The 23,062-nt window shown below is 70.6% G+C and carries 25 protein-coding genes and 1 pseudogene; 13 read left to right on the forward strand and 13 right to left on the reverse strand.

Annotated features, from left to right (window positions below; genetic code table 11):
* Positions 1-284: 284 nt before the first annotated feature.
* The 4 genes from ACFYUS_RS22770 to ACFYUS_RS22785 form a co-directional block, all read right to left on the reverse strand.
* Positions 285-1,505: a metallophosphoesterase gene (locus ACFYUS_RS22770; RefSeq protein WP_388854851.1), complete on the reverse strand. Its 1,221-nt coding sequence runs from the start codon at positions 1,503-1,505 to the stop codon at positions 285-287.
* Positions 1,506-2,024: 519 nt separating this feature from the next.
* Complete coding sequence (locus tag ACFYUS_RS22775; RefSeq protein ID WP_388854854.1) at positions 2,025-2,483, reverse strand: hypothetical protein; 459 nt, start codon at positions 2,481-2,483, stop codon at positions 2,025-2,027.
* Between the two features lie 112 nt (positions 2,484-2,595).
* Positions 2,596-3,237 carry a hypothetical protein gene (locus tag ACFYUS_RS22780; RefSeq protein ID WP_388854857.1) on the reverse strand — a complete coding sequence of 214 codons (642 nt, stop codon included), beginning with the start codon at positions 3,235-3,237 and terminating at the stop codon, positions 2,596-2,598.
* Positions 3,238-3,444: 207 nt separating this feature from the next.
* Complete coding sequence (locus ACFYUS_RS22785) at positions 3,445-3,804, reverse strand: hypothetical protein (RefSeq protein WP_388854859.1); 360 nt, start codon at positions 3,802-3,804, stop codon at positions 3,445-3,447.
* Between the two features lie 501 nt (positions 3,805-4,305).
* On the opposite strand from ACFYUS_RS22785, the gene ACFYUS_RS22790 reads away from it, so the two are divergent.
* Positions 4,306-5,040 (forward strand): GNAT family N-acetyltransferase, encoded by a 735-nt coding sequence (locus tag ACFYUS_RS22790; RefSeq protein WP_388855178.1) that lies wholly within the window; start codon positions 4,306-4,308, stop codon positions 5,038-5,040.
* A gap of 510 nt (positions 5,041-5,550) precedes the next feature.
* Here ACFYUS_RS22790 and ACFYUS_RS22795 read toward each other — a convergent pair.
* Positions 5,551-5,838, reverse strand: a complete 288-nt coding sequence (locus ACFYUS_RS22795; RefSeq protein ID WP_388854862.1) for a hypothetical protein — start codon at positions 5,836-5,838, stop codon at positions 5,551-5,553.
* A 437-nt stretch (positions 5,839-6,275) separates the two neighbouring features.
* On the opposite strand from ACFYUS_RS22795, the gene ACFYUS_RS22800 reads away from it, so the two are divergent.
* Positions 6,276-6,800, forward strand: a complete 525-nt coding sequence (locus tag ACFYUS_RS22800) for a hypothetical protein (RefSeq protein ID WP_388854865.1) — start codon at positions 6,276-6,278, stop codon at positions 6,798-6,800.
* Between the two features lie 124 nt (positions 6,801-6,924).
* On the opposite strand, the gene ACFYUS_RS22805 is transcribed toward ACFYUS_RS22800, so the two are convergent.
* On the reverse strand, positions 6,925-7,086 hold the full coding sequence (locus tag ACFYUS_RS22805) for a hypothetical protein (protein ID WP_388854868.1): 162 nt from the start codon (positions 7,084-7,086) through the stop codon (positions 6,925-6,927).
* A 261-nt stretch (positions 7,087-7,347) separates the two neighbouring features.
* On the opposite strand from ACFYUS_RS22805, the pseudogene ACFYUS_RS22810 reads away from it, so the two are divergent.
* From ACFYUS_RS22810 to ACFYUS_RS22825, 4 genes and pseudogenes are all read left to right on the forward strand, one after another.
* Positions 7,348-7,407: pseudogene (locus ACFYUS_RS22810) on the forward strand (EF-hand domain-containing protein); the annotation flags it as partial.
* 3 nt (positions 7,408-7,410) lie between these two features.
* Positions 7,411-7,746 (forward strand): EF-hand domain-containing protein, encoded by a 336-nt coding sequence (locus ACFYUS_RS22815; RefSeq protein WP_388854871.1) that lies wholly within the window; start codon positions 7,411-7,413, stop codon positions 7,744-7,746.
* A 78-nt stretch (positions 7,747-7,824) separates the two neighbouring features.
* A complete protein-coding gene (locus ACFYUS_RS22820; protein WP_388854874.1) occupies positions 7,825-8,310 on the forward strand; it encodes a cytochrome P450 in 486 nt (161 codons plus the stop codon).
* 181 nt (positions 8,311-8,491) lie between these two features.
* Positions 8,492-9,301, forward strand: a complete 810-nt coding sequence (locus tag ACFYUS_RS22825) for a hypothetical protein (protein WP_388854878.1) — start codon at positions 8,492-8,494, stop codon at positions 9,299-9,301.
* Between the two features lie 204 nt (positions 9,302-9,505).
* On the opposite strand, the gene ACFYUS_RS22830 is transcribed toward ACFYUS_RS22825, so the two are convergent.
* The 4 genes from ACFYUS_RS22830 to ACFYUS_RS22845 all read right to left on the reverse strand — a co-directional run bounded on the left by ACFYUS_RS22830 (position 9,506) and on the right by ACFYUS_RS22845 (position 14,338).
* Complete coding sequence (locus tag ACFYUS_RS22830; RefSeq protein WP_388855181.1) at positions 9,506-10,516, reverse strand: zinc-dependent alcohol dehydrogenase family protein; 1,011 nt, start codon at positions 10,514-10,516, stop codon at positions 9,506-9,508.
* Positions 10,517-10,895: 379 nt separating this feature from the next.
* The gene (locus ACFYUS_RS22835) at positions 10,896-11,852 is read right to left on the reverse strand and encodes an NmrA/HSCARG family protein (RefSeq protein ID WP_388854881.1); all 957 of its coding nucleotides are present in this window, start codon (positions 11,850-11,852) and stop codon (positions 10,896-10,898) included.
* A 113-nt stretch (positions 11,853-11,965) separates the two neighbouring features.
* Positions 11,966-13,804: a molecular chaperone DnaK gene (gene dnaK / locus ACFYUS_RS22840; protein WP_388854884.1), complete on the reverse strand. Its 1,839-nt coding sequence runs from the start codon at positions 13,802-13,804 to the stop codon at positions 11,966-11,968.
* 192 nt (positions 13,805-13,996) lie between these two features.
* Positions 13,997-14,338 carry a hypothetical protein gene (locus tag ACFYUS_RS22845; RefSeq protein ID WP_388854887.1) on the reverse strand — a complete coding sequence of 114 codons (342 nt, stop codon included), beginning with the start codon at positions 14,336-14,338 and terminating at the stop codon, positions 13,997-13,999.
* Here ACFYUS_RS22845 and ACFYUS_RS22850 point away from each other — a divergent pair.
* The 6 genes from ACFYUS_RS22850 (at position 14,258) to ACFYUS_RS22875 (ending at position 18,246) form a co-directional block, all read left to right on the forward strand.
* Positions 14,258-14,452 (forward strand): hypothetical protein, encoded by a 195-nt coding sequence (locus ACFYUS_RS22850; protein ID WP_388855200.1) that lies wholly within the window; start codon positions 14,258-14,260, stop codon positions 14,450-14,452. The two genes, ACFYUS_RS22845 and ACFYUS_RS22850, sit on opposite strands and share 81 nt — an antisense overlap.
* A gap of 404 nt (positions 14,453-14,856) precedes the next feature.
* On the forward strand, positions 14,857-15,066 hold the full coding sequence (locus tag ACFYUS_RS22855; RefSeq protein WP_388854890.1) for a hypothetical protein: 210 nt from the start codon (positions 14,857-14,859) through the stop codon (positions 15,064-15,066).
* Positions 15,067-15,179: 113 nt separating this feature from the next.
* Complete coding sequence (locus tag ACFYUS_RS22860) at positions 15,180-15,821, forward strand: restriction endonuclease (protein WP_388854893.1); 642 nt, start codon at positions 15,180-15,182, stop codon at positions 15,819-15,821.
* A 576-nt stretch (positions 15,822-16,397) separates the two neighbouring features.
* Positions 16,398-17,312, forward strand: a complete 915-nt coding sequence (locus ACFYUS_RS22865) for an FAD-dependent oxidoreductase (RefSeq protein WP_388854896.1) — start codon at positions 16,398-16,400, stop codon at positions 17,310-17,312.
* 49 nt (positions 17,313-17,361) lie between these two features.
* Positions 17,362-17,541 carry a hypothetical protein gene (locus ACFYUS_RS22870; protein WP_388854899.1) on the forward strand — a complete coding sequence of 60 codons (180 nt, stop codon included), beginning with the start codon at positions 17,362-17,364 and terminating at the stop codon, positions 17,539-17,541.
* Between the two features lie 228 nt (positions 17,542-17,769).
* Positions 17,770-18,246, forward strand: coding sequence for a hypothetical protein (locus tag ACFYUS_RS22875; protein ID WP_388854901.1), 477 nt, complete (start codon positions 17,770-17,772; stop codon positions 18,244-18,246).
* Here the strand turns inward: ACFYUS_RS22875 and ACFYUS_RS22880 are convergent.
* From ACFYUS_RS22880 to ACFYUS_RS22890, 3 genes are all read right to left on the reverse strand, one after another.
* Positions 18,233-18,556: a hypothetical protein gene (locus ACFYUS_RS22880; protein WP_388854904.1), complete on the reverse strand. Its 324-nt coding sequence runs from the start codon at positions 18,554-18,556 to the stop codon at positions 18,233-18,235. The genes ACFYUS_RS22875 and ACFYUS_RS22880 overlap by 14 nt on opposite strands.
* Positions 18,557-18,640: 84 nt before the next feature.
* Entirely contained in the window at positions 18,641-19,150 is a 510-nt protein-coding gene (locus tag ACFYUS_RS22885; protein ID WP_388855184.1) for a SixA phosphatase family protein, read from the reverse strand.
* Between the two features lie 129 nt (positions 19,151-19,279).
* On the reverse strand, positions 19,280-19,741 hold the full coding sequence (locus ACFYUS_RS22890) for an RrF2 family transcriptional regulator (RefSeq protein ID WP_388854907.1): 462 nt from the start codon (positions 19,739-19,741) through the stop codon (positions 19,280-19,282).
* A gap of 232 nt (positions 19,742-19,973) precedes the next feature.
* On the opposite strand from ACFYUS_RS22890, the gene ACFYUS_RS22895 reads away from it, so the two are divergent.
* Positions 19,974-22,661, forward strand: a complete 2,688-nt coding sequence (locus ACFYUS_RS22895; RefSeq protein ID WP_388854910.1) for an FAD/NAD(P)-binding protein — start codon at positions 19,974-19,976, stop codon at positions 22,659-22,661.
* Positions 22,662-23,062 lie beyond the last annotated feature (401 nt).

Genomic DNA, 23,062 nt, shown 5'->3' on the forward strand with positions numbered 1-23,062 from the left:
AGATCCGCTTCACCTCGCAGTGCGGGACCTGGAGCGCGCCCAGGCCTTAGGGCTGAAACACCCGTGCGAGACCGGCCGCGGTGGTGGGGCAAGCGTTGTCGATCCGGGCGGTCCAGCGGGGCGGCCCGTGTGGGTGGGGCGGGGAGGGCTCGTCGATCCGCTGTCGGTCACCTGCACCGTGCGGGGCACCGGGCAGGCGTACGCAGGTGGAGACGCGTGTTGCTCCCATCGGCCGTACGGGACTCCGGGAGCGAGCCGATCAGCGGCGGGTCCGCGTGCGAGACCTAGGACGAGGCGGACCGTTGCGGGGAGCGGAGCACGAGCAAGGTGATCTCGCTGGGGGCGAAGACGCGGAAGGGCGGGCCCCAGAAGCCGGTGCCGCGGCTCGTGTAGAGCAGGGTGCGAGCGCCGTGGTGGCTGAGGCCGGCGACGGCGGGCTGGTCGAGGCGCACCAAATAGTGGAAGGGCCAGATCTGGCCACCGTGGGTGTGGCCGGAGAGCTGGAGGTCGATGCCGTGGGCCGCCGCCCGGTCGATGAACTTGGGCTGGTGAGCGAGGAGGAGGACGGGCAGGTCGGGATCGGCGCCCTGGAGGGCTCCGGCGAGGTGGGCGCGGTGCCCCGCCAGTCCGGAGGACTCGGCGGTGACGTCGTCGACACCTGCGACCACGAGGGTGTCACCGCCGCGTTCGAGCAGCAGATGACGGTTGCGCAGCGGCTCCCAGCCGAGCTCGTCCATCAGATCGACCCAGCCCTTGGCCCCGCTGTAGTACTCGTGGTTGCCAGTGACGTACACACGGGCCCGCGTCGCCTGCACGGTGCCCAGAGGAGCGGCCTGGGCGCGACGACGTTCGGCCGTGCCGTCCGCGATGTCACCGGTGTGGCAGACCAGGTCGGCCTCCAGGCTGTTCACCGTCTCGCAGACACGTGCCGACCAGCGGGCACGGTCGAGCGGACCGTAGTGGGTGTCGGTGATCAGAACGACCCGGGTGCCGTCCAGCCCGACTCCCAGACGCGGGAGCGGCACCTCGAGTCGGCGCACGCGCGGCACGCGCCGGGCTTCGGCGTACCCCCACAAGAGCAGTACGGCGGCCAGGCCGAGCACCGCCCAGGTGACGATGCGCGCGCGGTCCTGGCCGTCACCGACACCGGCCACGGTCAGGGCGAGCCGCAACAGGACGCCGAACAGGACCGACCAGGTGAACAGGACCCACATGCTGCCCAGCAAGGTGTCGCCCACGATCGCGGCCCAGTCCTGCTGACGTCGCCCGTGGCCGCGCACCATCGCGAGCGGCATGGCGACAAGACCGAGGGCGAACAGCGCGGTGCCGGTCATCACGACAGGCAGTGGCCAGTGCTGCCCCGCGTACAGGAGGACCCAGCACGGCACGGACCACAGAAGGAGAGGTGCGATCAAGGGGATGTACCGCATCAGGCGCTGCAGTCGGCTCCGTGACGCCCCTGGCGCCTCCCCGGCGGCAGGTCGGGTGTTATTGGGGTCGGTCATTACGTCCCTCCTGAGGTTCTGTCCGGCGGACGGGATCGTACGAGTAGCGGACCCGGGCGCATGCAGCGGCCCAGTCGTCGCACCGGTCATCCGCTTGTGGCCTCGACACGAGCCGCCGCTCACCACCGCACCCCGAGGCCTTGCCCGGCCGGACTGTCTCGGTCCCGGCCGTGACGGCGGCTTCGCGGCTCGGGTCTTCGCTCGCGGGGGAGAGCGCCGTCGATCAGGGTGTGCGCGCGAGGACCACAACTGCGCCTGATCGATCGGGGTACACCCTCATCGGCCAGGGAGAGGCCCAGCAGCGCGAGGACCCCTGGAGTCCGGCCGGCGCCTTCGGCGCCGCCGCGACACCGTGCCGTACCGTGGCCGGGGAGGTCGGATCAGGCGAGGCCGCGAACTCGGCTTCGGCCAGTTCCACCGCCTCGTCCATGCGTCCTCTGAACGACAGGGTGGCAAGCGCCCCGCAGACGTCGGCGGCCCGGTCCCGGTCACCGCGTCGGCCGAGCTCGACCAGCCGGGTCAGCAGAACGTCGGCGCCCCCGGCGCGGCGACCACGATCCTGTCGGCCGTGTCCCGCAGGATCCGCAGCGCCTGCGTGTCCCCTCGCCGGGCGCCGCAGGCCGCATGCGGCGCCGAACCCGCCTCCCTGCGCAGTGCCGCATGCTTCACCGGCGTCGCGAGACTGTCGTACACGGCCTGGCGGATCAGGTCGTGCCGGAATTTCCACAGCACTCCCTCTGCGACGAGACGCCCCTGCGCAATCGCCTCCTCGATGGCCGTGGCCCCCGCACCGAAACGCCCCTCACCCCGGCGGGCTCGCGCACCGCGAACGGCCGAGCCAGGACCGCGCCCACTTTTCAGTTCGCTCAGCAGCGCCGTCCGCCGGTACGGGGCGGCCGACCGCGCCGTGAGCTCGACCCGGTCGGGATCGTCGAGCACCGGCAAAGCGCCGTTGCTGAGCGCGGTCACCAGGGTCACGAGAGGGGAGAGTCGGTCGAGTCCGGTGAGCCTTGCCCTCGGCGACGGCCATGCCTTGTGCGGCGGCCTCATGTGCGGCTCGGCGAGCAGACGCGGAGCTCTGCCGCGGGGATCAGTCGTGGGGTTCGTCCCCGGCGGTGGCCTGTCGGCGGCCTCCCGCGGAGGCGGTCAATGCGTCCGCGACGGTCGCAGCATCCGCGTCCGCGATGTCCGCCGGATATTCGGGCAGCAGGTCGTCCCACACGGGCAGCCACGAACCGTACAACTGTGCCTGCCCCGCGGGCCGGGCGAAGAACCAGATATGCAGATGCGCCCCACCGTCCCCGATCCGGTACACATGGGCGCGCGAGATGTGCGGCAGGGCCTGCACGTGACGGACGATGTGCGTGGTCAACACGCCCAGCTCGGCTGCCAGCTCGGCTGCCAGCTCGTCCGGCAGGTCGGCCATGTCGTGATGGTCGAGCGGATGCAGCATGAGCACCAGTGGCACTCCGACGCCCTTGATCCGCGTGAGCCGCCAGTTGTCGTTGAACCAGATCCCCTCACCACGCTCGCGGCAGGCATCACAGTCCGACGGGTCCTCGCCGTGCCGTGCCGGCTCGGGCAGGACCGGCGGCCGCAGGGGCGAGACACGCAGTCCCCCCTCCTCGAACGGACTGATGTCCCAGCCGGTCATCCGTGCCAGCGGAAGCCGATGCTCGGCGTCCGAGGCCGCAAGTGCATGGTCGTAGAACTCATCAGGTCGCAAAGCCATGATGCGAAGACTAGTTCGACATCGACGTGATGGGGGCCGACGCGAAGTGCTCCGACCCCGGCCCAGGTTCATCCGGCGGTGCCCTGCGGCGGGCGTGCCATGGAAACCAGTGGGCGACGGCTACGGCGGTCACACCGTGCAGGACGGCGCTGATGATCGCTGCCGCGCCCACCCTTGATCCCCTTCTGCTCCCCGTCTGCGCGGGTGTTAGGGCATCGGAGGGAAGCTTTCGGCGATCAGCTTGTAGTTCTCGGGTGCGCCGGAGACCTTGAAGGGGAAGTCGAGCCCGCATGCCTTGAGCGTGGAGCCCCTGGTGAGGCCGTTCTGAATCGTCTGACTCCCAAGGGTTGTGCCGGTTTCATCTGTAACACGGACTTTCATGCCGATCTGTGTCTTGGCATTCGGCGGAGGCGTGCAGGGCTTGCCGATCGCAGGGCCGGTGTCGTCGATGGACAGATGGACTTGGACCGAGCCGCTGATGGCAAGCATGGCGGGAGAGGGTGTTGCGGTTTGCGCTACGCCTTCCGCGTCCTGCGCCGTGCCGGTGCGCCCCACCAGGCCGGCCATGCCCAGTGCCAGGCCACAGGCCCACAACGCTCTCATCTATCCCGCCCCTAATCCCACCCCTTGTGCCCGGCTCGCGGGCGATCCATCGCAGGTAGCGTGCGCCTTATGCAGTCCTCATGGAGGCGCGCCGATCACAGAAGATGAGCCAGAACCTGTTGAGGTGAGCACCGCACTGAGCGGTGGCCGAACCTTTCCGTTGCCTGGCCGCAGACGACAGCAGGTGGCAGCTAGGTCAGATCTTGTCCGTGATCTGATCGTCAACCTTGCCCCGGCCCCGCATTCCCGGACCGATCGTCGAGCGAGCAGGTCCGGCCATGGAGAAGCATCGGCAAGCGGCAGCTGCCGTCGGCGCGGAGCACGGAGCCGCTCGTACTCGCCAGGTGGCCAGGCCCGGAGGTGGCCCAGTCGACGCGTATGGAATTGGCCTGTGTGGCGGGTCAACCGCGCACTACCGTAGGCGTAATGAACACAAGATCTACTTCAGCGGACCGGCCCACGTCCGTGTCCTTGGCCGAGGCGCCGATGCGCCAGGCCCGTAACTCCGCAGCCTTTTGGATCGCGACCGGTCGATGCCGGGGACATGAGGTCATCCGACGCCGTGGGTTCGTCGCGGTCGACGGCGACGAACGTGCCGGCCTGCGGGTCCTGATCCAGGAGACCGACCTCGACCCGGGTGAACTGGCCGAGCTGAGCGAGCTGGTTCGCCGGGCCGCGGGTCCGGTGAACGTCGAGGATCCGTTCGGCTCGACCGACCTGAGTCACCTGGGCATGCGCAACTGGCAGATGCCGGTCATGCTGCGTACGCCCGGACCCGTCGGCGAACCGGTGCTCGACGTGTTCCGGGTACAGCGGCCCGAGGACCTTCAGGCGGCCGAGCAGATCGTGATCGAGGGCTTCGAGCTGGACGGATTCATGCCCTACCGCCCCGGCGAGTTGTTCCCGACAGCGCTGATGGAGCAGCCGGGCGTGGACGTGTTCGTCGCCTCGCACGACGGCGTGGCCGTGGGGGCTTGCGTCAGCGTCGTGGAGGACGGCGTCGGCAGCCACTACTGGGTCGCTACGTCGTCGGCCTTCCGGTCGCGTGGCGTGGGGCGGGCCGTCATGCTGGGCTCCCTCGCCCACCTGGCGGACCTGCCGCTCACCCTCACCGCTTCGAAGCTGGGCAGGCCGCTGTACGAGTCGCTGGGTTACACCGTCGCGGCGCCCTCGACTTGGTGGGCACTCCCGCTCCTGTGACACCGCCGAGGTGAAGTCCGCAGGCTCGCCGATCCCCGCAGGGCTGGACGCGCGTCGGCCCTGCGGAGGATCTCCGCCGAGGCCACGGTGTTCTTCTGGGCGATGACGAAACCTCAGGTCGCTGACCGGAGGCTTCGTCCAAGAGCGGATGACGGGAATCGGACCCGCGCCACAAGCTGGGGGATCATCCGGATCCCAGGCTCAGAAGTGGTGCTTGACCTGCGGGCATGGGCTTTCTCGGGGGAATCTCCGGATGCGCCCCGTGGGACCCTCCGTCGACCGCTCCGCACCGCTCCCAGCGGCACGTTGTGGCGTGGCTGCCAGCGGACTGTCGGAACTGTTGGAACTGGATGTGCCGCTGCCCGGGGGCTCTGGCCGGGAAGTGGCGTGCCCGGCCGGAGCCGTGGCCGATGGGGTGGGAGTCGAGGGTGGCGCCGGCGATGAGGACATCGCGGAACCAGCGGGGAGGACGAGGAGCTTGATGCAGTACATGCCGTCACCTGTCGCCGGTCAGTGGATGGCGAGCATGAACTCGCTGTTGATGACGCTGCCGTCTGCCTGGGTGACGACGGTGGTGGTCGTGTCGGCTGCGTTGCCGCACTGCGCGGTGGGCTTGGCCGAGAGGAGCACCGTCGCCCGTACCGTGGTGTCGATCCCCCGCAGCAGCGTGGCCACCGGGATCGAGCGGGTGACCTGGGGCCGTGGCACCGCGGTCGGCTTCACGCGGTAGAAGCCGGTCTCCGGGTGGGTGACCTCGGCGATGCCCGTCTGTCGGTCCACCGTGCCGTCGGATTTCACGCAGGCGGCTGCTTGGGCGTAGGGCGTAGGGTGCCTGGGTGGCGATGGGCTTGGTCAGCGCGACGCAGGCCATCACGGACGTCGCCGCGAGGACGGTCGCGCCGCCTGTCCACAGGGCGAGGCGTACACGGTTCTGGACATGCGAAGCTCCTGTAGCAGAGATCTGCTGTTCCGGCTCGGCGCCCTCGGGGGCAGTCGGCTCGCCGCCGGGCTGCGAGGAGGAGAGGGAACGGGCAGAACCGGCCGCCCGCTGCCACTCGGTGGGCGGACCGGTGATGAGACTTCTTGAAATCGGCCAGAGCTGCTTCTCTTCCTCACTTGTTCCGGTTTTGGGTGATGTGGCGAGAGTGGGGAGTATAAGTACCTGTTTCTGACAGCTCTCTGATCTTGTCCGACCCTTCGGTTAGGGTGACGTGACAGTTCGGAGGGGGAGAAAGATGAAGTGGCATGCGCTGCGAGCGGTGGCCATGTTGGGTCTGTCAGGGGTACTCATCACGGGATGCAGCGATTCCGAAGGCGTGAATCGCTCGGACCAGCCCTCGGCCTCCCCCTCGCCGTCGAGTGAGCCGGTCTCGACGAAGGCGCAGGCCGCCGAGAAGGTGAAGCTCGCCGTTGAGGAGCGCGTCTCGGCGGATGAACGGCAGTTCGGTTCGGGGACGAACTCTCCCTGCTCGACGTCGTCACCTCAGATGTTCACCGCGAAGTGCAAGGCAGCAGCCGATGCCACATCCGATGCTGCCGGCCTGGCCTTGAGCGAGATCAATGGGCGCCAAGGTTTCGCGACGCTCGATTCCGTTGCTCGGAAGCTCCAAGCTGCAGTTCGTACTTACGAATCCCTGGGATGCGCCACGGGGCCGACGGCAGCGGACACGCGTGAGGCGTGTCTGGAGCCGGCTGCTGTCATCGCGCAGGGGTTTGCGGACTTGCGGAGCGGGGCCAATTTGGGTCTGGCCGGTAAGTAGCCCTGGCGGAGAAGGGCCGCCGACCGCCGGCGGCCCCTGGTGATTGGTGAGGGCCAGGCGTTGACGCCCTCGGCGTGGGTTCGTGAGACCAGTCCATCGATCTGGCCGTGGTTGAACAGGCTGATCACGGGGTCCTCCGCAGCGGGATGACGTCCGGGCTGCGGACGGGCATGGCGGGGCGGGCGGCTTCGGGGGTGGCCAGCAGGGCGACGATGGTGACGGGCTGCTGGTAGTGCGGGCAGTTCCGTGGCACGGCGGGCTCCAGCGGGTCCCGTTCGGGGGGCACTTGGCGGGATCCTCCCGGTCGGTGGGCTGGTTTCGGCGGCGGTGGCAGTGCGGGCAGCGGCGGCAGTGGTGAGGGTGGACTCTCGCCGAGGCGGCGGGCTCGTTCTTCGTCACGGGCCAGGCCGCGGCGGCGGTCGGCGTCGCGGCGGCAGGTGGGAGAGCAGTAGACCTGGCGGCTGGTGGTGCTGGCCGTGGTGAACGTGGTCCGGCAGACCAGGCAGTGCCGTGCCAACTCGCCGTGCTCGAGAGCTTCTGGACGTAGATCGCCCCGCAGTTCGACGTCAACCACGACGGGCAGATCACACCGCTGGAGTGGCGCTCCGGTATGCGCAACGCTTTCGTAGCGGATCCGGATCTGCACGCGAGGGGTTTCAAGCCGCTGGCCGAGGCGCAGTTCGCGATCTGTGACCGTGACGGCGACGGGCGTATCCAGGCCAACGAGTTCGTCGGGTTCCACAAGGCGTACGGCGCCTCCCTGACCGACGCCCTGCTCTCCTTCGAGAAGTTGGACCGCAACAACGACGGCTGGCTGAGCCTGGACGGGCTCCTGATGGCGCACTTCGAGTACTGCACGAGCGAGGACCCGGACGCACCGGGGAACCGGCTGTACGGGAACATCTGGCAGGACGACATCTGGCAGGGCAGCAAAGTCGTCCTCTGAACCCTTCACCATGGACGGCGACAACGCGGCGGCCGCGCACCCCCCTCGTCCCGTATCCCATACGACGACGTACGCGCCGTGCTCACCGACCCCCGGCTGAGCAAGGACACCGAGAGGGCGGGACCGCTCTTCACGCGGCAGCAGCCCGACGGCGCGGGCGGTGGCGCCGACGCCTCAGGCCGGCTGTCCGCGCGCCCCGGATCCGCTCCGCTGGCCGCACTGCGGGACGACCCGAACCGATTCCCCGACCCCGACCGCCTCGACATCCACCGCCGAACGGCAGGCCACCTCGCCTTCGGCCACGGCATCCACCACTGCCTGGGCGCCCCGCTCGTGCGCCTGGAGGGCGAGACCGCCCTCGCTGTCCTCCTGCGCAGATTCCCGCGCATGCGCCTGGCCGTGGCCCCCACGGAGCTGCGCCGGCGCAACAGCACCTTCATCTACGGCCTCGAAACGCTTCCCGTCCACCTGGCCCTGGCCTCGGGGAGCGGGGGCACAGCCACGACCCGGAGCCTCTGCCCTGCCCGGGGCGACACCGCCGCTGTACGTCGGCAGGCTGGGTGATGGTCGGGCGGCGCTCGCAGTCGTCCGGCGGGGCCGGGCCGCGCTAGGCCAGGCGGGCCTACGAGGTCGTGGCAGGGAGGCAGCCCTGCCTAGCCTGTCGGGAGGCGGCCGAGTGAGCGGGGTGGCCGTCGCCGGCCTTCGGCTGCCGGCGTTCGGTGAATCACGTCCCAGGAGGCCGCTTGTGGCGCTGTGGATGCTCAACCACCTGAGTACGTTCGTGCTGACCCTGATCATGGTCGGTGGGATCGTGCTCGTCGCCGTCGTGGGCAGCGCGCTCGCGTGCCGTCGGTTCCCCCGCCTGGCCGAGGGCGAGCACAACGAGATGGTCGGTGTCGTACTGGGCATGTTCGGCGCGATCTACGGGATCATCCTCGCGTTCGTGGTCGTCACCCTGTGGACGCAGCTGGACCACACCCAGACCGTGGTCTCCCAGGAAGCCACGGACCTCTCCCCGGTCGTCCGCGTCACCCGGTCCTTCCCGCCCGCGGAGCGGGCCCGGATCGACAAGGCGGTGGGTGAGTACGTGCACGCCGTGGTCGAGGTGCAGTGGCCGAGGATGCGCGACGGCCGGCCGAGCTTCGCCGCCACGTCCGAGCAGTTCGGGGCGGTGTACGAGGCGCTGGAGGCCTACGATCCGGCCACGGCGCGTGACGAGACCTTCTACGGGGAGGCCGTCGGCCGCCTCGACGACGCGGCCGCCATGCGGCGGGAACGGATCAACATCGCCACGAACGAGCTTCCGGTGCTGCTCCAGGTCCTGGTCTACGGCGGCGCGCTGGTCATCGTCCCGCTGACCTTCCTCTACGGCCTGCGCAATCCGAAGATGCAGTTCCTCTTCGTGGCGAGCGTCGCCGGCCTGATCGGCTTCAGCCTGCTCCTGGTCCTGGTGCTCGACCGGCCCTTCGCGGGCGACCTCACCGTGACCCCGCAGCCGTTCAAGGAGTCGACACTGTCCCGGTTCTGGCCCCAGGGGGCGCTCGGCGCACCGTGATGACGGCTGACGGATGACGCCGTCAGCCGTTTTCACGCCCCGCCCGGCCGGGCGGCCTCTCACCGCGCGGCCCTCGCCGTTCCCGCGTTCCTCGCCGCCTGCCGACCGCTGGTCACCGTGGTGACCACCCACACGGTGGCGGAGAGCCGCAGCAGCGCCGAGGCCGATGTCCGACCGAGGGAGCGGAGCCGGTGATCGAGGGGTTCATCGCCCCGCAGGTCCGGGCATGCGGAGCACGGCCACGCCGTGGACGCGACCGGCGGCGACGTCGTCCAGGGCCGTGTCGGCGTCGGCGAAGTCGTAGGGGGAGAGCGTCGGCCGCAGTCTGTGCTGGGCGGCGGAGGCCAGGAAGGCGCGTCCGTCCTCGCGGGTGTTGGCGGTGACGCTGCGGACGGTCCGTTCCCGGAAGAGGTGCCTCTGGTAGTCCAGCGGCGGGATGTCGGACAGGTGGATGCCCGCGATGGCGAGCGTTCCACCGCTGCCCAGTGCTTCCAGGGCCACCGGGACGAGGGAGCCCACGGGGGCGAAGAGGATCGCGGAGTCCAGTGGCTCGGGCGGCCCTGTCCGGGCGTCGCGTGCAGAGGCGGCGCCGAGCTCCAGGGCCAGGGCCTGGGCGGCGGGGGAGCGGGTGAGGACGTGGACGGTGGCGCCCTCGGCGAGGGCGAGCTGCGCGGTGAGGTGGCCGGAGGCGCCGAACCCGTAGATACCGAGCCGGCCCTCGGCGGGGAGGTCCGCCCGGCGCAGGGCCCGGTAGCCGATGATCCCGGCACAGAGCAGGGGCGCCAGCTCCTCGGCGGGGTATCCGGCGGGCATCTCGTAGGCGTAGTCCGCGGGGACGGTCGCGTACGCGGCGTAGCCCCCGTCCGCGTCCCAGCCGGTGTGGACCGACGAGAGGCACAGGTTCTCCCGGCCGCTCGTGCAGTACGGGCAGGCCCCGCACGTACCCCGGAGCCACGGGATGCCGACCAGGGCACCGGCCCCGGGCGGCCCGGTGACGTCACGGCCCATGGCCACGACCTCGCCGACGGCCTCGTGACCGGGCACGACCCGCTCACGGTGCGGCAGCAGGTCGTGATCGCGGACGTGTAGATCCGTACGACACACACCGCAGGCCCGGACGCGGACCAGCAGCTCGCCCGGCGCCGGGGCCGGTACGGGCAGTTCCGCGCGCTCCACGCTCCCCGGGCGGTCGGCGGAGACGACCCAGGCCGCCATCGTGTCCGGAAGCGAGGTGTCCATGGCATCTCCTCGGCTCAGTCATGGGATCGGCTGTGAGATCGGCCGTGGCACGTCAGCCGTCCGGGGGCTCGGTGACGGACACCCGGGCGGAGCGGAGCAGGCGGGTTCCCACCTCGTAGCCGGGGCGCGGGACGGCCGCGCAGACCGGTGCGTCGACGGCGTCCGAGATCTGATGGCCGACGGCTTCGTGGCGGGCCCGGGTCGAAGGGCTTGCCCGGTTCGCCCGTGTGCTCCAGGTCGAGGCCCATGAGCGCCTCCTCCAGGGCCTCCGCCACGGCCCACGGCCCAACGGGCCGCCGTCGTCCTCGCCGAGGCCGTGGACCCGGTCGGTGGCGACGACGGCGGCGGCCGGGAGTCATGCCCAGACGGTGCGCAGTCTGTCGTGGTGGGCGGCGAGCCAGGTGGCGAAGTCCTGGAGGGCCGGGTTGAGGTCGCGTACGGCGATGAGGTCCCGGGCCGCGGTGAAGCGGTGCTCGCACTCCGCGTAGTACTGGAACATGTTGCCCGACTCGGCGGTTCCGGGGCCGCCCTGTGCGCGCCACTCGTCCGGGGTGAGGGGCCGGTACCGTACGGGTTCGCCGAGGGACAGGGCGAGGGCCGCGGCCATGTCGGCGACCTTGAGGTGCTCGCCGGCGATGCTGATCGTGGCGGCGATGAGGTCGGCTCCGCGCCTGAGGACGGCCAGGGCGGTCTTGCCGATGTCGTCGACCGCAATGCCGGCGAGCCGGCTCTCGCCCATGGGGTACGTGAGCTGGAAGGCGCCGTCCGGGCCGCGCTGCGGGGCGAAGGGGCCGAGGAGGTTCTCCCAGTAGAAGGTGGTGCGCAGGAAGGTGGTCGGCACCGCCTCGTCGGTGAAGTAGTGGTCGGCTTCCGCCTTGCCGTCGAAGTGCGGCACCTTGTAATGCTCCTGGAGGGTCGGCATGCGCTCGTCGTCGAGCGGGACGCACTCCCGGGTGTCCTCCAAGGTGGACCAGATCGCGTGCTGCACGCCCGCGTGCGAGGCGGCCCGGGCGAGCGCCTGGGCTTGGGCCTTCTCCCGTTCGGCGGACAGGTGCTCCCAGAAGTTGGTGACGAGGAAAGCGCCGTAGGCGTGCTCGAAGGCCGCGGCGAGGCTGGGCGGATCGTCCATGTCGGCCCGGACGATGTCATCGACGCCGAGGCGTTTCAGTTCCCGGGCGGGTTCCCCGTCGGGGTGGCGGGTGACGGCTCGTACCGTGAACTCGCCTTCACGGTCGGCGAGGATGGCCCGCACGAGTCCGCCGCCCTGCCGACCGGTCGCTCCGATCACCGTGATGATCTTCTTCTCCGTCATGGCTCGATCGCCTCGCACCTCGGACACGTGGTTCAGCCGCTGTCGGTTCAACCGCTGTCGTCCCGCTTGCCGTTCGCCTGCCTGCCCGTGTCCTCTTGCTTGCCCTCGTCCTCTTACTTGTCCTCGTCGACGATCTCGGCGTCGACGACGTCCTCCTCGCCGCCCGCTCCGCCGCCGGCCGTGGGCCCGGCGCCCTCTCCGGCCTCCCGGTGCCGGGCGTACATCGCGGTGCCGATCCGCTGCGCGACCGTGGTCAGCCGGTCGACGGCCGTGCGGATCTCGGCGGTGTCCTCGCCCTTGAGCTTCTCCTTCAGCTCGCCGAGCGCGGCCTCGACCTCGCTCTTGACGTCACCGGGGACCTTGTCCTCGTTGTCCCTGAGCAGCTTCTCGGTCTGGTAGACGAGCTGCTCACCCTGGTTGCGGGTCTCGGCGGCCTCGCGGCGGCGCCGGTCCTCCTCGGCGTGGGCTTCGGCGTCGCGCATCATCCGCTCGATGTCGTCCTTCGGCAGCGAGGAGCCGCCGGTGACGGTCATCTTCTGTTCCTTGCCCGTGCCCAGGTCCTTCGCGGTCACGTGCATGATGCCGTTGGCGTCGATGTCGAAGGCGACCTCGATCTGCGGGACGTCACGCGGGGCCGGCGGCAGACCGGTCAGCTCGAACATGCCGAGCTTCTTGTTGTACGCCGCGATCTCGCGCTCGCCCTGGTAGACCTGGATCTGCACGGACGGCTGGTTGTCCTCGGCCGTCGTGAAGATCTCGGACCGCTTGGTCGGGATCGTGGTGTTGCGCTCGATGAGCTTGGTCATGATGCCGCCCTTGGTCTCGATGCCGAGGGACAGCGGGGTCACGTCGAGGAGCAGGACGTCCTTGACCTCGCCCTTGAGGACACCGGCCTGGAGCGCGGCGCCGATGGCGACGACCTCGTCCGGGTTCACGCCCTTGTGCGGGTCCTTGCCGGTGAGTGCCCGCACCAGACCGGTCACCGCCGGCATCCGGGTCGACCCGCCGACCAGGATCACGTGATCGACGTCCGCGACCCTGATCCTCGCGTCGTCGACCGCCTGGTGGAAGGGGCTCTTGCAGCGTTCGAGCAGGTCTTCGGTCATCTTCTCGAACTGCGCGCGGGTGAGCTTCTCCTCCAGGTGCAGCGGGCCCTCGGCGGAGGCCGTGACGTAGGGCAGGTTGATCGTGGTCTCCGTGGCCGACGACAGCTCGATCTTCGCCTTCTCCGCGGCCTCGCGCAGCCGCTGAACCGCCATCTTGTCCCTGGACAGGTCGACGCCGTACCCGTTCTTGAACTGCTTGACCAGGTGGTCGACGATCCGCTGGTCCCAGTCGTCACCACCGAGATGCGTGTCGCCGTTCGTGGCCTTCACTTCGACGACGCCGTCGCCGATCTCCAGGAGGGACACGTCGAAGGTGCCGCCACCGAGGTCGAAGACGAGGACCGTCTGGTCGTCCTTGTCGAGGCCGTACGCGAGCGCGGCCGCGGTCGGCTCGTTCACGATGCGCAGGACGTTGAGACCCGCGATCTCACCCGCCTCCTTCGTGGCGGTCCGCTGCGAGTCGTCGAAGTACGCGGGCACCGTGACCACCGCGTCCGTGACGTCCTCGCCCAGATAGTCCCCGGCGTCCCGCTTCAGCTTCTGCAGTACGCGCGCGGAGATCTCCTGCGCGGTGTACCGCTTGCCGTCGACCTCGCCGCTCCCGGGGAACCGCCAGTCCGCCTCCCCCATGTGCCGCTTGACCGACCGCACGGTGCGATCCACGTTCGTCACCGCCTGCCGCTTGGCCAGCTCACCGACAAGCACGTCACCGCCCTTGGCGAAGGCGACCACAGACGGTGTGGTCCGCGCACCCTCCGCGTTCGTGACGACCGTCGGCTCCCCGCCCTCCAGTACGGAGACCACCGAGTTCGTCGTTCCCAGATCGATACCGACCGACCGAGCCATCGTCGGCCTCCCAACCATCACCGAGGCACGCCCGGCGCCGAGCGCTCCACCTCTCGGCGTCTACCCCGGCACGCCCGGCACATGCCATCGGGAAATGTCCCGCCGCTCGTTTGTTTGAAGGTTCGCTGTGGACTACTCGCCAGCTTGAGGGAAGCGTCGGGGAACCGACGGGAGGCCCGGAACCCGGGTGCTTCAGCCTGATCGGGCCGGCTCTGGCTCCCGGTCTTCTCTTGTGTGTCTGTGGACAGCAGGTCGTCGCACCGGCTGACCCGCCCCATCCGCCCTGCCGGCGGAGGTGCTGGAGCTGGGCGGTCCCTCGCGTTGGCGACGGGCCCTTGCCGCCGACCGTACGCGGGGTCGGGACGAGGATGCGGCTGGCTTTCGTGCCGGTGCCGGTGCCGGCACCGGTCCGGAGGTTTCACCGCTGATGCGGACAGGGCGGGCGCTGGAGCTGTGGCCGATGTGGGTGCCGCCGCAGAGCTCGCGGGAGAAGTCGCCGATGTCGACGATACGGACGTGGTCGCCGTACCTCATGCCGTACTTCTCGCCGAACAGGGCGATCGCACCGGCGGCCTCGGCGCGCGAGGCGTGCCAGACACGTACCTCGGGGGCGGCGAGGAGGTGGCCGTCGCGGCGAGCACCGTCTGATCGGCTACGCCCGCCTGGCGACCGAACCGCAGCGGGCCGCCACCGTCGTCTTCGCCCTGCACCCGGCCGAGTGGATTCCGATCGGCGACATGGAGCCCGAAAGCCGGCCACCTACTGCCTGGCCTGGCGCGGACCGCTGACAGACAGGGTGATCCGGGGCACCCGAGACAGGCTTCCGGCGCTGTCTGGTGATCCCGGTATCGCCGGGTTCGCACGCGGCATCCACTCCCTCGCGATCGTGTGTCATGCAGGGGAACGGGTGTCCGGGCGGCAACCGGACAGTGTCCGACGGGGTTCTCGCCATCGTTCACCGACCGACTGCGGACCGGGGGCGTGACCGGCTGCACTGGTCCAGGGCGCTGGGTAAACGCGCGGGACGGGAAGCGGGCAGGAGTGGGTTGCGCGTGATGACGATCAACGTGGCGGTGCTGCTCGCGGTCATCGTGGTGATGAGGCTGCGCCGCAGAACCCAGGCCAGGAGCCGTCGCGAGGAGCGCGATACCGCGTTTCTCGTCCTGGCCCTGGGAATCCTGATCGCGCCGACTCCGGTGGGCCAGGGCATCTTCAACGGCATCGGCCAGCTGGTTCACGGCATCTCGCAGGCCGGATCGTGAGTGCGCGGTCCGGTCCGGGCGGCCGCCGTCCTCGTACCGCATCCGCGTCTCGCCGCCGGCCGGCCCGGCGCCCGTCCAGGCGCGGTGTGCCAACCCGCCGCCGGCGGGGGGCTTTGGGCTGGGACCGGGTCGGGCTGTTCCTTCTGCTCTTTGCGGTGGTGTGGAGTCTGGTCGCCGGTGCCCTTCGATGGCTGGCCGCACATCCCTGGGTGCTGATCGTGCTCCTTCTGGCCGTCGCGACTGCCGGTGGGGCATGGGTGCATCGGAAGCAGGAGGCCGCCCGTCGGAACCAAGCGCGGGACCAAGGGCTGCGTTACGCGCTGCCGCAGATCGATGCCCTGCATCACCGGCAGTTCGAGGAAGCCGTACGGGATCTGATGCGCCGCGACGGCTGCCCCAGGACGACCCGGGTCGGCGGGGCCGGTGACAACGGCGCCGACGTGAAGGCAACCGATCCCTTCGGTCGTCTGTGGGTCATCCAGTGCAAGCACCGTAAGGCCGGCCTGGCGGGCGCTGCGGTCGGGACTCCGGACCTGCATGTTCTCAACGGGACCGGACGGCCCGTCCACCACGGCGATGTCGTCGTACTGGTCACCAACGGCCGTTTCACGAGCAAGGCCGTCGCTTTCGCCCACTCCCAGCGGCTTCACCTGGTGGACCGCGAGCTCCTCGCCCAGTGGGCCGCCGGCTCCACGCCACTCTGGGAGCTGCTGGGCACGGTCCCTTCTCCGCGCCGTCGTACCTTCGGCTCCTGACCGCAGCTGTCAGCACACCGTCCAGACAGCCGTCGGCGGTCGGCGATGTCGTCGGAGACAATGCGTCGACGACGGCGCGCAGTCCCTCCCGCTGGCCGTGGACCGCGGGGCCCCGGGCGGGCCCACGCCTCTGGACGGCACGGGCGAGGAGCCGCTCCTCGCCACCGGCTTCGACCACACGGACATCGTGTCCTTCGGCGTACGGGGAGTCCCCACCGCCTACGCCGGCTGGTCCGGCGTCGCCTACGCCTCCCGCTCCCGTTCCCGCTCCCGTTCCCGCTCCCGCGAGCGAAGCCCCACCGACGAGTTGGCCATCTGCGAGCTGACCGTCCAGGCCCTGTGGTGCTTCACCCAGTACTTGGACTATCCGGACAGCCCCTACGAGCGCTTTCCCCCAGTGGCGTCGCCTCCAGGAACCGCCCGAGCCCGACATCGTTCCCGAGCTCGCAGGAGCAGCCACCCACGCACGTGCGGTCGTCGACAAGACCGGGTGCACGCTCTTCACCGCGGAGGCCACCGGATATGTGGTGGGGCGACTCACTGCGCACTCGGGGGCCCCGATGCTGGAATAGCCCCATGGCCGACACGCTGTACGACACCGACCTGATCATCATCGGCGGCGGCCCGGCCGGCTGCGCCGCCGCCCGCATGGCCGCCAGCGTCGGCATGCGCTCGATCCTGATCGAGCCGGACCGGCTGTGCCGCAACCTCTACCGGATCCCGGCCCTGAACAACGTCCTCGGCGGCTACACCAGCGGTCCCGAGCTGGCCGACTCCATCGTCGCGGAGCTGAAGAGCACGGAGCTGTGCCGTCTCGAACTCGGTCGACGCGTCACCGATCTCCACGCCGACGAGGCCAGGGTGACCGTCACGCTCGACACCGGCGCCCGTCTCACTGCCCCGTACGCCATCATCGCCACGGGTGTCGGCCCCCTCCAGCCCGGCGACGTCGCCTGGATCACCGCTCCCGACGGCCTGACCCTGCCCCCGCTCTGGCAGGCCGACGCGGACGCCGCCGAAGGCCGTACCCTCCTCGTCCTCGGCGGCGACCGCCTGATCGGCACCTTCCTGCGCGCCCACCCGACCACCGACACGCGCCTGCTCGTGGCGTACCCGGCGGCGGACGCGTACAAGATCGAGGAGATCCGCGAGGATCCCCGAGTCGTACTCCTCCCCGTCGAACACCTGACGCTGAGCCCGGCAGAAGGCGCCTCGGTGTCGGCGGAAGCAACGGGCCGGGACGGCGTACGGCAGACGATCACTGCGGACGCCGCCTACCTCAGCATCGGGAACGCGCCCACCGCCCCGTCCGGCGACCTGACCCGGGGCGCGGACGGATACTGCCCGCCCGCCGACCAGCACCCCCGCGTCATCGTGGCCGGCGACCTCCGTTCCGCCCGCTTCCAACGGATCATGACTGCCCTGGGTTCCGGCAGCGAAGCCGCACTGCACGCCTACTACGCGGCCAGGGAACTACTCACCAAGGGCTGAGACCACGTCGGCGTGATCCGACGGCGACGGCGCTCGGGAGGAAAGCTCGGTGACCGGTGAGGCGGAGGTGGCGGTCGCCGCTGCCGCCGTCGTTCAGGACAGGCGCGTCCTGCTCGTGCTCGGACAGCGGATTCACCCCATGACGGGCCGGGAGAACCACTCCCTCGCATGCCGACCCGGCGGCGGTGAGACGGTCATCATGAGTGATGATGAAGTGCGGTCGATCTGACCTGGGCCCCGCACGGTGAGATCCAGCAGTATGTGCCGTACGGGCTGTTCGAGCCAGTGCAGGACTACCTCGACGCGGCTCTGCGTTCGTCAACTCCGTCGGGGCAACGCCTTTGAGGGCCGTATCTGGTCGAACAGAAGGACAAGACCGACCAGCGGGGGTGTCCCTATGTCTTTGGGCAAGGGGAATGGGGGCACGTCGGGGTAGGGAGCCGGGCAGCATGGTGGGGTGGCTGATCTGCTGTGGGATGACGTGAGTGCTTTCTTCGACCCGGACTCGATGGGATCGTTGCCGGACGTGCGTGTCCCGGATGTCTCGGTGGAGGGCTGGCAGGCGGTCCTCGACCTTGTCGCGGAGAAGGGCTGGAAGTGCCAGTACTCGGAGGGAGAGACGGTACTTCCGGTGCCCCGGGCGGAGGTCGTGCTGTCCCGTCCGGTGGATGCCGAGTGCCCGAACCTGCGGGTCTGGCCGACGGCTGATGTGCTGGCGATCTTCCGCTTCCTCGACGACGAGGTCGTCGACTTCGACGTCGATCTGCGGGAGTTGCAGGGGCAGGAACGACTCGATGTGTTGTGCGGCTTTCTCCGGGAGATCGGGCGGCGGTTGGGCCGACCGGTGCTGATGGACGGGGAGGGTGCCTATGGCCATCCGATCCTCGGCTTCGATGTCGGGACTGATCGAGTCGTCCTTCTCATGGAGCCGTAGGCCGGGCGGCTGAGCCCGATTGTCGGGCCTCCCGCAGTTCTTCGATGAGCCGCTCGACCATCTGCGGTGCCTTCGGCCGCAGCAGGGTGACCAGCCGGTGCCTGTCGGCCTTGCATGTCTGGGGCGGGGATCCGAACCGTTCCGGCAGGGTGAGGACGGCCGGGTGCTGCAGCCTCAGCCCCAGGACCCTTTCCAGTGGCAGGTGGATCTGGGGCAGCAGGTCGTGCAGCTGGTTGGCGACCCGGGTCGCTTCCCCTACGAGGTTGTCGTCGAAACCGACGATCATCTCCAGTTCGGCCGGGGGAGTCATGCCGGACCGGAAGGCCGGGCCCCATTGCGAGCCACAAAAAAGTAACAGGGGTGGTAGTCGGCCCGGTGCGCGGATGTGCCCCGCTCAGGACGAGTCGCGGGCTCCGCGGGGAATCGCGAAGTCCGTCAGGAGCGCCTCGCCGGGGCGGAGGTCTGTCCAGGTGCCGGACCAGGTAAGGACGGCGATCGCAGAGGTCGGGAACTTGGTCCGTACACGGTCCAGGGCGTCCCCGACCGCCTTGGCCGCGAGCAGCAGGATCAGCTCCTCGAGGCCCGGGTTGTGCCCGACCAGGAGCAAGGCCGCGACTTCGTCGGGTACGTCGTGGAGGACATCGAGCAGTTCTGGGGCGTCCGCCCCGTACAGCCGCGGGTCGTGGCGGGTCGGCACGGGTCTGTCCAGCTCCGTGGCGGTCAGCTCCCAGGTCTGGCGGGCGCGCCGGGCCGGGGAGCACAGGGTGAGGTCGGGCAGTAGGCCGTTCTCCGCCAGGAAGCTCCCGGCGGCCGGGGCGTCGCGCAGCCCGCGCGGGCCGAGGGGACGGTCCTGGTCGGCGACGCCCTCCGGCCAGGCGCTCTTGGCGTGCCGCAGGACGAACAGCCGGCGCGGTCGGCCGTGGGCGGATCCGGCGGGCTCAGGAGTCTCGGTGGATCCGGCGGGTTCGGGAGTCCCGGTGGAGGGCGGCACATCCTTGAGCGTAAGGGGTGGGTCGCCGAACGGCCATGGACGCTACGGGTACGTCCGCACGTCGTCGTTGTAGTCGCGGGCCCGGTCCCGTACGACCTCGGGCAGTGTGCCCGTCGCCAGATCCGCGAGGGTCGTGCTTTCCAGGACCTGGCGCAGACTCGTCCGCACGGCACGCCACACATCCGGCAGGGGCGCGGCCGCACCCTGGTACTCAAGACCCGTCAACCTCAGGTCCCGCACGCTGACGAGCGGTCCGTCCATCGCGCGGATGACGTCGGCGAGGGTGATCTCCGCGGGCGGCCGGGTGAGGGAGTACCCACCGTCGGGGCCGCGCACGCTGCGCACCAGACGTGCCTGCCGCAAGTCGCTCAGTACGACGAAGAGAAAGCGGCCGGGGATGTCCTGGCGTCCGGCGATGTCCTCGGCCTTGAGGGGTCGGGCGGGGGAGCAGGCCAACTCGGCCATGGCCCGGATGGCGTAGTCGGTTCGTGCTGAGATCCTCACGGACTCAATGTCTCACGAGTGGCGGGAACCTGACCTGAGGCGGTGCTCGCAGGCCGTCAACACCACTCCGGCGCGTCGGTGTTGACCGGAAGCGGCATTGTCACTGCACTTTGTTCATCGACATAGTGAACATTGGCCGTGCAGTGCACACCCCTGGTCGGAGGTTTCCGTGGTGTCCGTGGTACCTGTCGTGTCCTCGCCGTCCGCCGGGTCCGCCCGTCCTCGACCGACCGTGGCAGTCGTCGGCGCGGGCGCGGCCGGTGCGCTCGTCGCCGTCCAGCTGTGCGAAGGGGCGGCCCGACGCCGCATCCCGCTCGATCTGATCCTCGTCGACCCCGCGCCGGAGGCGGGCCGGGGCACCGCGTACGCCACCGAGGTTCCCGAGCACCGGCTCAACGTGCCCGTCGGCGGCATGAGCTGCTACCCGGACGACCCGGGTCACTTCCGGCGCTGGCTCTGCCGACACGGCGAACCCACCGTCACCGCGGCGGACTTCGCCTCCCGGTACCGCTACGGCTCGTATCTCGCCGACACGCTCGGCCGGGCCATCATCACGGCGCACGGCACGGTCTCCGTGCGGCGGTTGCGCACCAGGGCGACGGGGTGCGCCGACGCGGCCGGGGGACGTCTGGAGCTCAAGCTCGCCGACGGTGGCACGGTGACGGCGGACAGCGTGGTCCTCGCCACCGGGCCCGCGGCGGGCCGGTCCGGCTGGGCCCCGGCCGAGCTGGTCGCCTCCGACCGGTTCGTCCCCCGCCCCTGGAGGCCGGGCGCGCTCGACGCCGTCGGCGAGTCGGACGACATCCTCCTCGTCGGCACCGGTCTCACCGCCGTCGATCTCGCGCTCGTCCTCGACCGCCCCGGCCGCACGGTGCACGCCGTGTCCCGCAGCGGGCTGCTTCCCCAGCCGCACGCGGTCGCCCCGCTGCCCCCCGTACCGCCGCCGCCGGGCCTCGCCGCCCTCCCGTTCCACCGCCTCCGCAGGGAGTTGAGGCGGCACTTCGCCGCCACGCGCCGCGCCCACGGCGACTGGCGGCCCGCATTCGACGGGCTGCGGCCCGAGATCGTACGGCTCTGGCAGGGCCTCACCGACGACGAGCGGGCGGAGTTCCTCGGCCGTGACGCCACTCCGTGGAACGTGCACCGGCATCGCATGGCACCCTCCACCGCCGAGACCATCGCCCGGGCGCGCGCCGCCCGCAGGCTCCGCGTCCACGCCGGCCGGGTCGCCTCCGCGGCACCACAAGAGGACGGCGGCCTGATCGTCACCCTCGCCGACGGCCGTGAGCTGCGCGCGGCATGGGTGGTGGACTGTACGGGGCCGGGGCTGAGGGCCGACGCCGGCGGCGACCCGTTGTGGAGCGGGCTGCTGTCCGACGGTCTCGCCGTACCCGGACCGCTGGGCATCGGTGTCTCCACCGACGGCGGCAGGCTGTTCGACGCCCGAGGACGCCTGGAGCGGCCGCTGTTCACCCTAGGCGCGCCGCGCCGAGGCGAGCTGTGGGAGACGACCGCGATCCCCGAGATCCGTAACCAGGCCAAGGAGGTCGCCGAGGCCGTACTCACCCCGCTCACCAGCACCCCCCGGTCGGCACGCCGCCGGCCCACCGACCAGTTCGGGCTACCGCTGTCCACCCATGCCGCAGCCGCGGCGTCCTTCCGCTGCGGGCTCGCCCGGGTGATCACCGTACGGGCGAAGGCGGCCGAGTCGTTCGCGCGCGCCACCGAACTGGACCCCGGGTTCGCGCTCGGGCACGCCGCACTCGCCCTGCTCGGTCACGAATGCGGAGCGGACGTCGATGTCGCCCGGGAGCTCGCGGACGCCCAGCGCAGCGTACGGGAGCGCGGCGACGAGCGGGAGCGGTCGTTCGTCGACGTCGTCACGCGCCGCATCAGGGGGCACGAAGCCCACGCAGGCGTCGCGCGCGAGGGAACGGGCGACGGCGACGCGGCGCTCGTCGACCACCTCGACCGCTTCCCCGCCGACGCGTTCGCGCTCGGCATCGCCGTCCCCACCATCGCCTTCTCCGGCGTCACGGATCTCGACGGCACACTGGCCCTCGGTCTGGTGGAGCGGACCGCGCCCGCCTACGAAGGGCACTGGTTCCACACCTCGCTCCTCTCCTTCGTCCGGCAGGAGCAAGGAAGGATCGAGGAGGCCGGCGAGCTCGCCCGTGCGGCGCTCGCCGCACAACCCGCCTCCGGCCACGCCGTGCACGCCCTCGCCCACGTCCACTACGAGTCCGGTGAGCACCACACCGGACGGGACTGGCTCGACGGCTGGATCGGCGGCCAGGGGCGGGGCGCCGTGCACCGGGCGCACTTCTCCTGGCACGTGGCGCTCCACGAACTGGCCCTCGACGACTCCGCAGCGGTACGCCGACGCTGGTTCGCCCAGCTCGCCCCGGGCCAGGTGAACGGGGTGAGGGCCCTCGTCGACTCCGGCTCCCTGCTGTGGCGGGCCCGCATGTCCCGGAACTGGACCGGCCGCGTCCCCGTCGACGGCGTGCTCGACGCGGTCGCCCGCGATCTCGTCGAACGTCCCTCGACCGCGTTCACGGCCCTGCACAGCGCCGTCGCCCTCGCCGCCGCCGGTGACCTCCCCGCGCTCCGCCGCCTGCGCACCCACGCGGCCGGCGCGGACCCGGTGCAGCGGGAGGTCGTCGTCCCGCTGTGCAGCGCGCTGGAAGCGGTCCTGGAGGAGGAGTGGACCACCGCGGTACGGGAACTGCGCGGACTGCTGCCCTCGCTGCGCCGCGTGGGAGGCAGCGCGGCACAGCGCGAGGTCGTCGAGGAGACCCTGCTGTACGCGCTGGTGGAGGCGGGCCACAGCGACACCGCCCGCCACCTCCTCGAACAACGCCTCGATCGCCGCGCGTCCCCGCTCGACCGGCGCAGGCTGGCCGGACTGAACCTCTGACGGACGGGAACGGGGAGTGGATCTCGTACTCCCCGCATCGAGCGACGGCGGCCATCGAGGCAGTGAAGAGGAGACCGCTGATGGTCCAGGGAGGCTGACCGCAGAGGGCGGTGTGCGTCTGTCGCCCGGTCCGGGTACCTGGACCGGGCGACGGGTTCCGCGAGAGCCTCCGTCTTTCCGGCCCACCGGCCACAGAGCTCCTCGTCAGCCCGGCCGGAGGTTCGGTCCCGAGACCGCGGAGCGCGCGAGCGACATCGCCCAGATCGGCACGAGCTCGTCAGCGGGAAGCAGGGTGGTTCCAGTGCGGGCCTGCGCGCGCCGTCGAAGGCCTCCTCGCCTGCCCGCGTCGCGTACTCGGTGAGAAAGCGACCCCTCCGTCCCGGGCCGTGTCCATCGACGCG

It is taken from the genome of Streptomyces sp. NPDC004284, from assembly GCF_042874035.1.
Classification (GTDB): Bacteria; Actinomycetota; Actinomycetes; order Streptomycetales; family Streptomycetaceae; genus Streptomyces.